We start from the raw sequence: 13440 nt of genomic DNA, 5'->3' as shown, positions 1-13440 counted from the left end.
TGACGTCTGGACGCCGATCGATCAGGCGGCTGTCTGCGGAAGCTCGGCATCGACCACCAGGTCGTGCAAGAAGTCTTTGCACCAAAGCGAGACATCGTGAGAGAGCAGATGTTCCATCATCATGCTCCAGCGGTCGCGGCGCTCTTCGAGGGACATCGCAAGGCCCCTGGCAAGCGCATTGGCAGTGCCTTCGACGTCGTAGGGGTTGACCAGCAATGCGCCCTTCAACTCTCGTGCTGCGCCGGCGAAGCGCGATAGCACCAAGACGCCCGGACGATCAGGGTTCTGGGCGGCGACATATTCCTTGGCGACGAGGTTCATGCCGTCGCGTAGCGGCGTCACCAGCCCGATCGTCGCCAGGCGGTAGAGGCCGGCGAGCACGCTGCGGCTGACCGATCGGTTGACATAGCGGATCGGCACCCAGTCGACCGTCCCGACGGCGCCGTTCACGCGGCCTGCCTGTTCGGCGACCATCTTCTGCATATGCTCGTATTCGGGGACTTCCGATCGCGATTTCGGCGTTACCTGTAGATAGGTGACCTTGTTCTGGTAGGCAGGATTGCCAGTGAGAAAGCGTTCGAACGCTTCCAGCCGCTGAATGATGCCTTTCGAATAATCGAGGCGATCGACCCCGATGATCATGTCCCGCCCTTCAATGCTGCGCCGGGTCTTCTGCACCATGACATTGTCTGCGGCTCTCTCGGCGAATTCGGCGAAGGCCGAGGTTTCGATCCCGATCGGATAGGCGCCGGCCTTGAAGATCCGCCCGTGGGAATCGAACAATCCATTTCCAAGGTCGTCGCCAATGCCTTCCCGTCTGAGATAGCCGGCGAAGTTCTGGAGATCGTAGTCGGTCTGGAAGCCGACGAGATCGTAATGGGAGAGGCCGCGCATGATTTCTTCATGAACGGGCATCGTGACGAGAATGTCGGCCGGCGGCCAGGGAATGTGCAGGAAGAAGCCGATGCGGTTCTTCAGCCCCATTTGCCGCAGTTCCGCCGCCAGCGGAATGAGGTGGTAGTCATGAACCCAGATGATGTCGTCCGGCTCGATCATCGGCGCCAGCCGGTGCGCGAAGAAGCGGTTGACCCGGAAATAGCCGGCCATTTCCTTTCGGCCATATTCGGCGAGATCAAGACGGTAGTGACAGATGGGCCAAAGAACACGGTTTGCAAATCCGCGATAATATTCCTCGACATCGGTGTCGGTGAGATCGGTCAGCGCATAGGTGATGTTGCCCTTCTGCAATTGCGACAGCGGGCCGGGCTCCCTGTCTCCGCTCGACTCTCCCGACCATCCCATCCAAATGCCGCCGCGCTCCTGCAGGGCTGCCTGCAACGCGACGGCCAGCCCGCCGGCAGGAGCGCTCCCATCCTTGGCCGGCATGGGAACACGATTGGAAACGACGATTAGACGGCTCATGAGCTTCCTTTGGTGAAGATGGGAGCATATCCAGATGCCGGCGGCCCGGTGCATACGCCGGCGGAAACAATGAAACAGAGCGTCATCCCCCCGGCTTGATAGGCCAGTTCGCGGGAAGTGCCCTGCGCACAGATTTTGCTTGAATCTAGGGCGATTCCGGCGGATTGAAAGAATTCTTTCTACAATTTTCTATTAGAAGAACGTTCAATCCGGCTTTCGTGCCAAGAGCCGCAGTCTCGCGACTCCCCTTCTCCCCAGCGGGGAGAAGGTGCCCGTAGGGCGGATGAGGGGGCCGCCGACGCCGGTCTTTCCGATAAGGTCACCGGCGCCAACCGTGACGGCATCGCTCGATCGTGTGCCCCCGGCGTGGCGGGACAGGTTGAATGTGAGAGGTGTGCCGTGTGGCCCCCTCATCCGCCTGCCGGCACCTTCTCCCGATGGGGCGAAGGGACAAGCCGCGACCTCTCCGTTCCCGGCTCCCTCTCGCAAGGGTGAGGGCAATCTCGATCGCCTATTTCGCAAGCTTTGCCAGCGCCGTAACCAGGCCCTGGGTGGAGGAATCATGGCTCGCAGCGCTCTCCTTGCCCTCGACGACAGGCAGCAGGCCCGTCGCCAGTTCCTTGCCGAGCTCGACGCCCCACTGGTCGAAGGAGTTGATGCGGAAGAGCACGCCTTCGACGAAGACGCGATGTTCGTAAAGCGCGATCAGGCGGCCGAGCGCATAAGGCGTCAGCTTGTCGTAGACGAAGGTGATCGACGGACGGTTGCCCTGGAAGACGCGGTGCGGCGCGATGAAATCGGCCTTCTTGTCGTCCATGCCCTTGTCGGTCAGCTGCTTCTTGGCTTCCGCGAAGGTGCGGCCCTTCATCAGCGCTTCCGACTGGGCAAGCACGTTGGAGATCAGCAGCTGGTGCTGGTGGCGCAGTTCCGGCTCGAAGGCATTGGCGGCGATCATGAATTCGGCCGGGATGATGCTCGTGCCCTGGTGGATCAGCTGATAGAAGGCGTGCTGGCCGTTGGTGCCGGGCTCGCCCCAGACGACCGGGCCGGAATTGCCTTCGACCGGCGTGCCGTCGATGGTGACGCCCTTGCCGTTCGATTCCATGTCGAGCTGCTGCAGATAGGCCGGGAAGCGCGACAGGCGCTGGTCGTAAGGCAGGATGGCGCGGGTGGGATAGCCCAGCACATTGCGATGGTAGAAGCCGATCAGGCCGAGCAGCATCGGCAGGTTTTCGGTAATTGGCGCCTTACGGAAGTGATTATCGACGGCATGGGCGCCGTCGAGGAATTTACCGAAATTCTCCGGGCCAATGGCGATCATCAGCGGCAGGCCGATCGCCGACCAGATCGAATAGCGGCCGCCGACCCAATCCCAGAAACCGAAGACGCGGGCGCTGTCGATGCCGAAAGCGGCAACCTTGTCGAGCGCCGTGGAGACGGCGGCGAAGTGATGCTGCACGGCCGCTTCGCCGAGCGCCTTGGCGATGAAGTTACGCGCCGTTTGCGCATTGGTCATCGTCTCCACGGTCGTGAAGGTCTTGGAAGCCACGATGAACAGCGTCGTCTCGGGCTGAACGAGCTTCAGGATATCGGCGATATGCGCGCCGTCGATGTTGGAGACGAAATGGGCGCGCGGACCGTCATGGAAGGGCGCCAGCGCCAGCGTCGCCATAACAGGGCCGAGATCAGAGCCGCCGATGCCGATATTGATGACATCGGTGATCGCCTTGCCGGTCGCGCCCTTCAGCGTGCCCGAGCGGATATCGTCGGCAAACCTACCCATGGCGGCGAGCACCGCGTTGACATCGGGCATGACATCCTTGCCGTCGACCAGGACAGGCGTGTTGGAGCGGTTGCGCAGCGCCGTGTGCAGGACGGCACGGTCCTCGGTGAAATTGATCGCCTTGCCGGAGAACATTTCCTCGCGCTTCTTCTCGACGCCGCCTTCTTCGGCAAGCTTCACCAGGAGCTTGAGGATGTCTTCGTTCACCGCCGTCTTGGAGTAATCCATCAACAGGTCGTCAAGCGAGACGGAGAAACGCGAAAAGCGCTGCGGATCGGCGGCGAAGGCGGCGCGGAGATCGGTCGCCTTGGTGGCATCAGCGGTGCTTTTCAGCTGTTCGACGATGGCGTTCATGGGAGGCTCCTTTGGAAGCGGAAAGGGTTGCGGAAACTATTCGCTTTATCGGGCGCAAATCAAGTTCAGCTGCCGCTCCAATATGAAAAAAGCCACCCGCGGCAAGCGGATGGCCCTTATTTTCATAAAGCTGTCAAATTCAGCCGCGCAGGTCCTTGCGCAGGATCTTGCCGACTGGCGACTTCGGCAGTTCGGTGCGGAATTCGATGAAGCGCGGACGTTTGTAGTTGGTGAGATTGGCCGTGCAATGGGCCTTCACATCGGCTTCCGTCAGGTTCGGGTCCTTCTTGACCACGAAGAGCTTCACCGCTTCGCCCGAATGCCCGTCCGGCACGCCGATGGCGGCGGCTTCGAGGATGCCTGCATGCATCGCGGCGACTTCCTCGATCTCGTTTGGATAGACATTGAAGCCCGAAACCAGGATCATGTCCTTCTTGCGGTCGACGATCTTGGTGTAGCCGCGTTCGTCCATGAAACCCATGTCGCCCGAGCGGAAATAGCCGTCATCGGTCATCACCCGCGCCGTTTCCTCCGGCTTCTGCCAGTAACCGGCCATCACCTGCGGTCCGCGGATGCAGATCTCGCCGATTTCGCCGAGCGGCAGCGATTGGCCGTTCTCGTCGCGAATGTCGAGCTCGGTGGAAGGGATGGGCAGGCCAATCGAGCCGGTGAACTCAGGCGAATCGAAGCGGTTGGCCGTCGCGACAGGTGACGTCTCGGAAAGGCCGTAGCCCTCGGTTATCGCCGTGCCGGTGATATTAAGCCAGCGTTCGGCGACCGGGCGCTGCACGGCCATGCCGCCGCCGATCGACATGATGAGCGGGGAAAAATCGAGCTTGGCGAAATCGGCATTGTTCATCAGCGCATTGAACAGCGTGTTGAGGCCGGGAAAGATATGCACGTTCGATTTGCCGAATTCCTTGACGAGACCCGGAATATCGCGCGGATTGGCGATCAGGATGTTGTGGGCGCCGAGCGACATGCCCATCAGCGAATTCACGGTCAGCGCGAAGATGTGGTAGAGCGGCAGCGCGCAGAGGAAGTTCAGCACCTCGGGCTGCTTTTTGCGCTCGAAGGCCGATCGCAGCCAGAGCGACAGCTGCAGCTTGTTGGCAAGCAGGTTCTGATGCGTCAGCACCGCGCCCTTGGCAATGCCCGTCGTGCCGCCGGTATATTGCAGGAAGGCGATGTCGCTGTCTGCAAGCGCAACCGGCTGGAGCTTTTTTGCGGCACCCTCGCGCAGAACCTGGCCGAAGCTCTTGTGCTGAGGGATTGACCAGGAGGGAACGAGCTTCTTCACCTTGCGCACGACGAAATTGACGATCAGACCCTTCGGTCCCAGCATCTCTCCGAGCGAGGTGACGACGACATGGCGCAGGTCGGTCTTGTTGAGAACCTGTTCGACGGTGCGGGCGAAGTTCTCCAGCACGAAGATCGCCTTGGCGCCGGAATCTTTCAGCTGGTGTTCGAGTTCGCGCGGCGTGTAGAGCGGATTGACGTTCACGACGGTAAGGCCGGCGCGCAGGATGCCGTAGGTCGCGACCGGGTTCTGCAGCACGTTCGGCATCATCACTGCCACGCGGTCGCCCTTCTCGAGGCCGAGGCTTTGCAGCCAGGCGGCGACCTTGCGCGTCTGGCTTTCCAGTTCGCGGTAGCTCATCGCCTTGCCCATGCTGGAAAAGGCGGTGCGGTCGGCGTAACGCGCACAGGATTTTTCGAGCAGCTCCGCAAGCGAGGAATGTTCCAGCGGCGGAAGCTCGGCTGGAACATTATCCGGATAGGTGGCAAGCCAGGGCTTTTCCGGCTTGGCTCCGTTCGGATGGGCGGAAATGCTGTTCATCGTGTTCTCTCTCCCTTGCGGCCGCCGCGCCGGCTTCAGCCGAGAATCGACTGGAAGGATCCTCCGTCTTCCAGTCCGGCAGCTTATGCCATTGCCTGAATGGTTCAAGCCGAGATTGAGGCTATACTAACCTTGACGTAAACGTCAACATTCGTGGCTCGCATGACGGTGATAAAGACGGGAACTTTGAGTCCGCCATGACGTTGATCTTCCATACCCAATCCGAGGAACACCAAAAGGAGATCGACAATGTTGAATCAGGATACTGACGCCAGCCGCCGCGACCCGAATGTAAAGGATACGCATTCGCTGATCGCCAGCGACCGCGTCGAAGGCACGCGTGTTTATGGCGCCGACGGCAGGCATATCGGCTCGATCGAGCGCCTGATCATCGGCAAGCGCGATGGCCGCGTCGCCTATGCCGTTCTGAGCTTCGGCGGCTTCCTCGGCATCGGTCACGATCACTATCCGTTGCCCTGGGAAAAGCTGAACTACGACACCCAGCTGGACGGCTACCGCATCGACCTGACGAAGGAGCAGATCGAAGGTGCACCGAGCTATTCGGACGATGACGACACCTGGTACAACGATAATGGCCGCCGGGTCTATGACTACTACGGCGTGCCGCCCTACTGGATGTAATCTCGTCCGATGGACCGAACTGGAAGGGCCCCGTGGGTGCGGGGCCTTTTTGGTGTTTGTGCGGTGGCTGCGTATTATCCCCTGTGCCTCATAATTGCCCCTCACCCTAACCCTCTCCCCGTTCTGACGGGGCGAGGGGACGTGCCTTGCGAGAGGTTGAGTGAGGGACGGAAAGATCACGGCATATCCCCTTCTCCCCGCGAGCGGGGGTCCGAAGGACGGGTCGAGACCCGTGGCTCGACCCCGGTCGGTGCCGGCAGGCGGATGAGGGGCTTTTCAGCGGCCTGCCACAAGATCATTGGCCGATCGCAGCACCGTGCCGACCACAATGCCATTTGCCAGAATTATCTCCGCCGTCCGCACGACAAACACATGGCTTTCGCCCGGCAACAGCGTCACCAGCATCGAATCGACGACAGCATCCGGAGCCAGCCGATCCGCCATCAGGCAGAGATCCTTGAGGAAATTCTGCGCCGTCACCTTGACCGCGTAACCGCCGTCGATCGCAGTCACATCGATGCTGATCCGCGGCGCTTGCAGGGCGAGGTCGATATCCTCGACGGAATAGTGGAAGGCGCGCCTGTCCAACATCTCGACGAGAACAAACTCATCCCTAGGTAAGCCTGCGCTGACGATATCCCCAGGCAACGGAAATTCCTTCGCCTCGAAGCGGTCGCAGAGCAGTCGCCAGAATTCGAATTCTGCGAGCACGGTGCCGTCGAGTTTCATGCGCCTGCCGCGGATCTTCGCCCGCCAGAACAGCGTCCTTTCGTTGACCGCCACTGCCGCAAGCCCATCGCTGCGTGGCTGGATCGTCAAGAGGCGCGGATCATAGGCCGCCTTCAGCGCATACCAGAGCGGCTTGCGGCGCCCGGCCGAATCGAGCGCTGCCCAGGAGGTCACCGGCCAGCAATCGTTAAACTGCCAGACCACGGCGCCCTTGCAGATAGCCCGGTGCGAGCGCATGTGCTCGATGCCGAACCGGATGGCGCGGGCCTGGTTGAGCTGGGTGGCGAAGTGCCAGTCGTCCATCGTCTTCGGTTCCGGCAGATGGCCGGCGAGACCGCGGATCAGCTTGTCATTGCCCTGCGTCGCCTTCTGATGGTGGAAGACGCCGTTCGATTGCGGCGTCAGCGGCTTGTCGTGCACGCTTTCTTCGATGGTCGCCCAATTGGCCGGCGCCTGCCAGCCGAATTCGGAGCAGAAGCGCGGGATGTAATTGCGGTAGACCTCGTAGCCGACGTCGTTCCACACGTCCCAGATATGTTTGCAGCCATGTGCATCGGCATTCGGCGCGATCTCCATCGAGCCGGAATAGGGGCTGCCGGGATAATAGGGCCGATCCGGATCGAGTTCGGCGCAAAGTTTCGGCAGCAGGTCGAGATAATAGCCGAGCCCCCAGCTTTCGCCCGCCTTGATGATCGGCCGCCAGCCCCATTCGTCGAAGCCCCAGATATTCTCGTTGTTGCCGTTCCAGAGGACCAGGCTGGCATGCGGCATCAGCCGCACGACATTGTCGCGCACCTCGGCCTCGACTTCGCTTCGAAGCGGTTCCTCCTCAGGATAGGCGGCGCAGGCAAAGAGGAAATCCTGCCAGACCAGCATGCCCATGCGGTCACAGGCCTCGTAGAATTCGTCGCGCTCGAAGATGCCGCCGCCCCAGACGCGCAGCATATGGATATTGGCGGCCTTGGCCTCTTCGATTCTTGCAACGTAACGCTCGGCCGTCACGCGCGAGGGGAAACAATCATCGGGAATCCAGTTCGCTCCGCAGATGAAGAGCGGCACGTCGTTGATGATAAAGGTAAAGGCCGAGCCGTGCGCGTCGGCCGAAGTATCGAGCCTCAACGAGCGGAAACCGAGCTCGCGCTCAAAACGATCGAGCAGATCGCCGCTGGCATCGTCTCTCAGCTCAAGCGTCAGGGGGTAGAGCGGCTGCGCCCCAAGATGATGCGGCCACCATAGCTGCGGTGAGGGCAGGTTAAGCTCGAACGAAACCTCATTTTCTCCGGCGCCGACCGCCACCGTCGTCGTCACGCCGCCGATCGCGGCGACCAGACGGAACGGTGCGTCATCGCCATGCCGCGCCAGTTTCGCATGCACCTTCACCAGCCCGTCGCCGCCGGCAAGACTGGCGGATACCCGTGTTTCGGCAAACCGCGCCCGATCCCAGCTTTCCAGCGCGACATGCTTCCAGAGGCCCGCCGTCACCAGCGTCGGACCCCAGTCCCAGCCGAAATTGCAGGCCATCTTGCGCATCAGATTGCCCGGTCCCGGATAATTGTTGGGGCGGTAGCCGTAATGTTTCTCCATCTCCGCTCCATAGGCATAGGCGGAGCCGAAGGTGACGCAGAGTTCGTTGACGCCGGCTTTCAAGAGCCCCGACACATCGAAACGGTAGGTACGGTGCATGTTGAAGGTGCGGCCGATCTCCTGGCCGTTGAGGACGATGGTCGCGATCGTATCGAGCCCGTGGAAGACGAGTTCCCGCACCTTGCCATCGGCAGGCATCGCCTCGAAACAGCAGCGATAGGTCCAGTCCGTCCTGCCGATCCAGTCATTGGTGATCTCGTTGACGTCGATATAGGGATCGGGGATCAGCCTGACGGCGAGGAGGTCGAGATGCACGCATCCCGGCACTGCCGCGGGGATCGTATCAGGCAGGCCGGGCCTTCCTGTGTCGTTACAGGTGAGCGTCCAGCCGGAATTGAGCTCGGTCTTTTCGATCATGAAGAGTCCTTAGAGAAACCGGCCGTGGCGCTGAAGCACTTCGATCTTGTAGCCGTCGGGGTCGCTGATGAAGAAGAACAGCCCGAAGAGCTTGCCGTCGCGGTTGAGCTCCACGAGTTGGCCGGGCTTCAGCCCCAGTTTCGACAGGCGCTCGCGCTCGACGGCGACTTCTTCGACGGAGACGGCGAGATGCCCATAGGCGTTGCCGGGCTCGTAGGGCTCGGTCCGGCCTTTATTGACCGTCAGCTCCAGTTCGAAGCCGGTCTCGGCATTGCTCATATAGATCAGCGTGAAGGTGTCGAAATCGACGCGGTCGGCGACCGAAAGACCGAATGCCTTGCTATAGAATTCGACGGAGCGCGCCTCGTCGAGAACACGGATCATGGAGTGGATCATCTTCGCCAAGGCGGCCTCCCATTGCTTCGATCACCGCAGCCTTGGTAGCGGTCATCTCACGCCGCGCGCAAGCCGATTCTTCGCGTGATCGCCGCTTCGATCAGGCCCATGGCGTCATAGATCAGCACGGCCATCAGACCGACGATCAGGCCGCCCTGCAGGATGAAGGCGGTATTGTCCGATATCAGCCCGGCGATGATGACTTCGCCGAGGCCCTTTGCCGCAACCGTCGAGCCGATCGTCGCCGTGCCGATGTTGATGACGGTCGCGACCTTCAGCCCTTCGAGGATCAGCGGCAGGGCAAGCGGCAGCTCGACGCGGAAGAGCCGCTGCGCGCCGTTCATGCCCATGCCATCGGCGGCGTCGAGCACCTGCGGCGAGACCTGCTTCAAGCCGGCGACGGTGTTTTCGAAGATCGGCAGCAGGCCGTAGAGGAAGAGCGCAATCAGCGTCGGCATGGCGCCGAAGCCGGTGGCGGGAACGGCGAGCGCCAGCACCGCGACAGGTGGAAAAGTCTGCCCGGCATTGGCGATGGCGCGCGACAGCGGCAGAAAATCAGTACCACTTTCCCGCGTGACGAAGATGCCGCCGAGAACGGCGAGCACGACGCTGCAGGCGATCGATCCGATGACGAGCTCGAGATGGCCGACGGCGAGCGAGACAAGGCTGTTCTGCGTATAGACGGCGGGCGCATTGTTGCTCGTCAGCGGTACGAGCAGGAAAGAAAGCCACTCCGTCCTGAACAGCAGGATGAGCAGCAGGGCAAGTGCGGCCAGCCGGAAAAGATTGGCGACGACGAGTTTCATGCCTTGCGGCCCAGTTCGAGAAGCCGCGTCATCGAGATAGATCCCACGGGCGCCTTCTCGGCATCCTGTACGGTCGCCTCGTCGACCCCCTGCCAGATCATTTCAGCCAGCGCATCGCGCAGGCTGAGCGACTGCGGCAGCGCATAGGAAAGACCGCTCTTTGCCGGCTCCATGCTCTCCTTCAGCGGCAGCAGCGACATCAGCTTCAGCGCCCGGTCGGAGGTGCCGGTCAATTGCTGGACGAAGGGATCGGCGGGTTCGGTCAGGATCTTTTCCGGCGTCGAGCATTGCAGCAATCGGCCCTGGCTCATCACCGCGATCTGATTGCCGAGATGGAAGGCCTCGTCCATGTCGTGGGTGACGAGGATGATGGTGGTGCCGAACTGCTTCTGGATCGCCAGGAGGTCGTCCTGCGCCTTGCCGCGGATGACGGGGTCGAGCGCGCCGAAGGGCTCGTCCATCAACAGCAATTCCGGCTCGGCCGCCAACGCCCGGGCGACGCCGACGCGCTGCTGCTGGCCGCCGGAAAGCTGATGCGGATATTTGTCGGCGAAATCAGCCGGATCGAGGTTGAAGAGCCCGAGCAGTTCCTCCACCCGCCGGGTGATGCGGGCGGAATCCCAGTCGAGCAACTGCGGCACGGTGGCGATATTCTGCGCCACCGTCCGGTGCGGGAAGAGGCCGTGTCCCTGGATGGCATAGCCGATCCGGCGGCGAAGCTCGGTCACCTCGACGTCCATCACATTCTGGCCGCCGACGAAGATCTCGCCTTCGGTGATCGGCACCAGTCGGTTGATCATCCGCATCAGTGTCGATTTGCCCGAACCCGATGTGCCGACGATGACGGTGATCTCGCCCTTCTCGACGCTCATCGAGACCTTGTCGACGACGGTTGCCGTACCATAGCGCTTGGTGACGTTCCTGATCTCGATCATGCTCATGCGGCAGGTCCCCGGATGCTGTCGATGACCGCATCGAGGATGACGGCCGATGAGAAGGCGAAGAAGACGGTCGGCACGGCGCCGAGCAGGACGAGGTCCATCGCCGTCTGGCCGAGCCCCTGGAAGATGAAGATGCCGAAGCCGCCGCCGCCGATCAGCGCGGCGATCGTCACCATGCCGATCGCCTGTACCAGCACGATGCGGATGCCGGTGAGGATGACGGGAAAGGCGAGCGGCATGTCGATGCCGGTGAGGATCTGCCGGCGTGTCAGCCCCATGCCGGCCGCGGCATCGCGCACCGAGGGGTCGACGCCCTGCAGGCCGACGACGGTGTTGGCGACGATCGGCAGCAGCGAATAAAGCACCAGCGCGATCAGCGCCGGCGCCGTGCCGATGCCGCGAATTCCGATAGCGGCCGCGAGCGGCACATGGGTGGCGAGATAGCCGAGCGGCAGCATCAACAGGCCGAAGAGCGCCAGGCTCGGGATCGTCTGGATCAGGCTGAGGCCCTGCAGCACGACCGCGCGCAGCTTCGGCACCCAGAAGCAGAGGATGCCGAGCGGCAGGCCGAGAACGATAGCGATCGCAAGCGATCCGAGTGCCAGCAGCAGATGCGAGAATGCCTCCGTGCGGAACTGCGCCGCCCGCGTCGAGAATTCCTTCATGATCGAAAGGCTGTCGACCAGGCCGGAGGAAAGGAAAGCAAAGAGCAGCGCCGTGTAACCCGCCAGCGCCGCGACCCGCATCCAGGGCGCCAGCCGGATCTTGACCAGCGCATCGGATATGATGAGGCCGATCACCGCGAAGAGCATCCAGAAACCGCCGCCGGGCGTCATGCGCGCCACGGTGCTGCCGGGCGGCGTCGCCGCGGTCGAGACCAGGCCGATTGCGGCGACCAGCGCGGCGAGGCAGAGGGTGGCGACGGTAAGCCGGGCCATGGCATTGGCGAGGAACAGCGTGGCAATGGCCGTCAGAAAGAGAAGGATGGTGAGAACGATGACGGAAGGCTGGGGAAGAAGCTGCGTCAGCAGCATCGGCTTGCCGGCGGCGATGCGGTTCGCCTTGACATAGATGAAGGGCATCAGTGCCGTCGCTGCAATGCCGCCGGCCACCAGAACCACGCCGAGCCGGTCCAGTCTGCGGACCGCTGAGGTTTCTTCCATCGATCCAACCCTGTCTGGCCTATCGGCAAAGGCAGGCTCCGCCCGCGATCGGGCGGAGCGATAAGCGACTACTTCAGGAAGCCTTTTTCCTTGAGATAGGCTTCAGCGACGGATTTTGCCGGCTCGCCGTCGACCTGGATCTTGGCGTTGAGCTTGCGCAGCTCGTCGGCGCTCAGGCTCTTGAAGATCGGCGAGAGGATTTCCTCGATCTTCGGATTGGCCTTCAGGACTTCCTCGCGGATGATCGGCGTCGGCGCATAGACCTGCTGCACGTTCTTGTCGTCTTCGAGAACGGTGAGCTCGGCCGCCTGGATCGCGCCGTCGGTGCCGTAGACCATGGCGGTGTTGACGCCGTTGGTCTGGTCGGCCGCGGCCTTGATCGTCGCCGCCGTATCGCCGCCGGAGAGAACGACCATCTGGTCGGGCTTCAGCTGGAAGCCGTAGGTCGTCTGGAAGGCGGGAAGCGCGCCGGCCGAATTGACGAATTCGGCCGAAGCGGCAAGCTTGGCTTCACCGCCGCCGGCAACCCATTTGCCGAAGTCCGTCAGGCTCTTCAGCTTGTTCGGCTCGGCGACGTCGTTGCGCACGGCGAGCGCCCAGGTGTTGTTGGCGGGCGACGGTGTCAGCCAGACGATCTTGTTGGCGTCGTAATCGAGCTTCTTCGCCAGTTCGTATCCCTGGTCGATGTTCTTCCAGGCCGCGTCGTCGGCCTTGTTGAAGAAGAAGCCGGCATTGCCGGTATATTCCGGATAGATGTCGATTTCGCCTGCGGTGATCGCCTTGCGCACGACCGGCGTCGCGCCGAGCGCGATACGGTCCTGCGTCTTGATGCCGTTGGCTTCGAGCGCGAGCGCGATGACGTTGCCGAGCAGCGTGCCTTCCGTGTCGATCTTCGACGAGACGACGACGTCTGCGGCCTGAACCGCGCCCGCCGCGAAGGCGGAGAGCGAAACGGCAAGTGCGAGTTTCTTCAGCATGGAATATCCCCTTTTGAACACCGTTGATGAGGCCCAAGCCCTTGGCGGGAGGCTTGCGCGCAGGAAATCCGCCCGACATAGCGGCCAAACCGCCATCATGCCGGAATTGCGTGCGTCATGGAAATAGCGTGCCTGTCCGAAAAATCGATGCAAGCGCCCTCCAGTATTTGCGGTCGCGTCGGTGATTATGGCGGCGAACACATCTCCGCGCGCGGAAATGCATTCCCTTTTCCAAAGTCGGCGCGATTTGTTTTTGTCCCCTTGCGTGTTTCCACGATGGTCCGGTGCTCGTTGCGGGAATTCCGCCGCCCGGATTTTTTATGCTTCAAACGATAGAACGCCGATTCCGGGGCGGGGATATCTTTTTTGGCGATCATATCGTCCGG

General features: G+C 61.9%; 11 protein-coding genes. 1 reads left to right on the top strand and 10 read right to left on the bottom strand.

Going from position 1 to position 13440, the window contains the following annotated elements:
• Positions 1 to 21: 21 nt before the first annotated feature.
• From otsA to QD408_RS00475, 3 genes are all read right to left on the bottom strand, one after another.
• Positions 22 to 1422 (bottom strand): alpha,alpha-trehalose-phosphate synthase (UDP-forming), encoded by a 1401-nt coding sequence (gene otsA / locus QD408_RS00485; protein ID WP_414137988.1) that lies wholly within the window; start codon positions 1420 to 1422, stop codon positions 22 to 24.
• 511 nt (positions 1423 to 1933) lie between these two features.
• Entirely contained in the window at positions 1934 to 3559 is a 1626-nt protein-coding gene (gene pgi / locus QD408_RS00480) for a glucose-6-phosphate isomerase (protein ID WP_088684583.1), read from the bottom strand.
• A gap of 139 nt (positions 3560 to 3698) precedes the next feature.
• Positions 3699 to 5399: a long-chain fatty acid--CoA ligase gene (locus QD408_RS00475; RefSeq protein ID WP_414137987.1), complete on the bottom strand. Its 1701-nt coding sequence runs from the start codon at positions 5397 to 5399 to the stop codon at positions 3699 to 3701.
• Between the two features lie 249 nt (positions 5400 to 5648).
• Between QD408_RS00475 and QD408_RS00470 the strand changes: the two genes are divergently transcribed.
• On the top strand, positions 5649 to 6041 hold the full coding sequence (locus tag QD408_RS00470; protein ID WP_088684585.1) for a PRC-barrel domain-containing protein: 393 nt from the start codon (positions 5649 to 5651) through the stop codon (positions 6039 to 6041).
• 276 nt (positions 6042 to 6317) lie between these two features.
• Here QD408_RS00470 and QD408_RS00465 read toward each other — a convergent pair whose 3' ends face one another.
• The 7 genes from QD408_RS00465 to QD408_RS00435 all read right to left on the bottom strand — a co-directional run bounded on the left by QD408_RS00465 (position 6318) and on the right by QD408_RS00435 (position 13431).
• A complete protein-coding gene (locus tag QD408_RS00465; RefSeq protein ID WP_414137986.1) occupies positions 6318 to 8771 on the bottom strand; it encodes a glycoside hydrolase family 2 protein in 2454 nt (817 codons plus the stop codon).
• A 9-nt stretch (positions 8772 to 8780) separates the two neighbouring features.
• Positions 8781 to 9176 carry a VOC family protein gene (locus QD408_RS00460; RefSeq protein WP_088684587.1) on the bottom strand — a complete coding sequence of 132 codons (396 nt, stop codon included), beginning with the start codon at positions 9174 to 9176 and terminating at the stop codon, positions 8781 to 8783.
• A 47-nt stretch (positions 9177 to 9223) separates the two neighbouring features.
• Positions 9224 to 9973, bottom strand: coding sequence for an ABC transporter permease (locus QD408_RS00455; RefSeq protein WP_414137985.1), 750 nt, complete (start codon positions 9971 to 9973; stop codon positions 9224 to 9226).
• On the bottom strand, positions 9970 to 10914 hold the full coding sequence (locus tag QD408_RS00450) for an ABC transporter ATP-binding protein (RefSeq protein ID WP_088684589.1): 945 nt from the start codon (positions 10912 to 10914) through the stop codon (positions 9970 to 9972). The genes QD408_RS00455 and QD408_RS00450 overlap by 4 nt, the downstream gene beginning before the upstream one ends.
• The gene (locus QD408_RS00445) at positions 10911 to 12077 is read right to left on the bottom strand and encodes an ABC transporter permease (RefSeq protein WP_414137984.1); all 1167 of its coding nucleotides are present in this window, start codon (positions 12075 to 12077) and stop codon (positions 10911 to 10913) included. Before QD408_RS00445 ends, QD408_RS00450 begins: the two co-directional genes overlap by 4 nt.
• A 68-nt stretch (positions 12078 to 12145) precedes the next feature.
• Positions 12146 to 13054, bottom strand: a complete 909-nt coding sequence (locus QD408_RS00440) for an ABC transporter substrate-binding protein (protein WP_088684591.1) — start codon at positions 13052 to 13054, stop codon at positions 12146 to 12148.
• A gap of 185 nt (positions 13055 to 13239) precedes the next feature.
• A complete protein-coding gene (locus tag QD408_RS00435; RefSeq protein WP_414137983.1) occupies positions 13240 to 13431 on the bottom strand; it encodes an acetyltransferase in 192 nt (63 codons plus the stop codon).
• Between the last annotated feature and the right edge of the window lie 9 nt (positions 13432 to 13440).

The sequence above is a fragment of the Rhizobium sp. BR 249 genome, assembly GCF_047445895.1.
Taxonomy (GTDB): domain Bacteria; phylum Pseudomonadota; class Alphaproteobacteria; order Rhizobiales; family Rhizobiaceae; genus Rhizobium.
Note: the sequence above shows the minus strand (reverse complement) of the source record. Positions and strands in the feature narration are given on the sequence as shown.

Bases quoted from the DNA above. Each gene is read 5' to 3' on its own strand.
- pgi (WP_088684583.1), bottom strand. From the start codon at position 3,559: ATGAACGCCATCGTCGAACAGCTGAAAAGCACCGCTGATGCCACCAAG.
- otsA (WP_414137988.1), bottom strand. From the start codon at position 1,422: ATGAGCCGTCTAATCGTCGTTTCCAATCGTGTTCCCATGCCGGCCAAG.
- QD408_RS00440 (WP_088684591.1), bottom strand. From the start codon at position 13,054: ATGCTGAAGAAACTCGCACTTGCCGTTTCGCTCTCCGCCTTCGCGGCG.
- QD408_RS00465 (WP_414137986.1), bottom strand. From the start codon at position 8,771: ATGATCGAAAAGACCGAGCTCAATTCCGGCTGGACGCTCACCTGTAAC.
- QD408_RS00475 (WP_414137987.1), bottom strand. From the start codon at position 5,399: ATGAACAGCATTTCCGCCCATCCGAACGGAGCCAAGCCGGAAAAGCCC.
- QD408_RS00450 (WP_088684589.1), bottom strand. From the start codon at position 10,914: ATGAGCATGATCGAGATCAGGAACGTCACCAAGCGCTATGGTACGGCA.
- QD408_RS00445 (WP_414137984.1), bottom strand. From the start codon at position 12,077: ATGGAAGAAACCTCAGCGGTCCGCAGACTGGACCGGCTCGGCGTGGTT.
- QD408_RS00435 (WP_414137983.1), bottom strand. From the start codon at position 13,431: ATGATCGCCAAAAAAGATATCCCCGCCCCGGAATCGGCGTTCTATCGT.
- QD408_RS00470 (WP_088684585.1), top strand. From the start codon at position 5,649: ATGTTGAATCAGGATACTGACGCCAGCCGCCGCGACCCGAATGTAAAG.
- QD408_RS00455 (WP_414137985.1), bottom strand. From the start codon at position 9,973: ATGAAACTCGTCGTCGCCAATCTTTTCCGGCTGGCCGCACTTGCCCTG.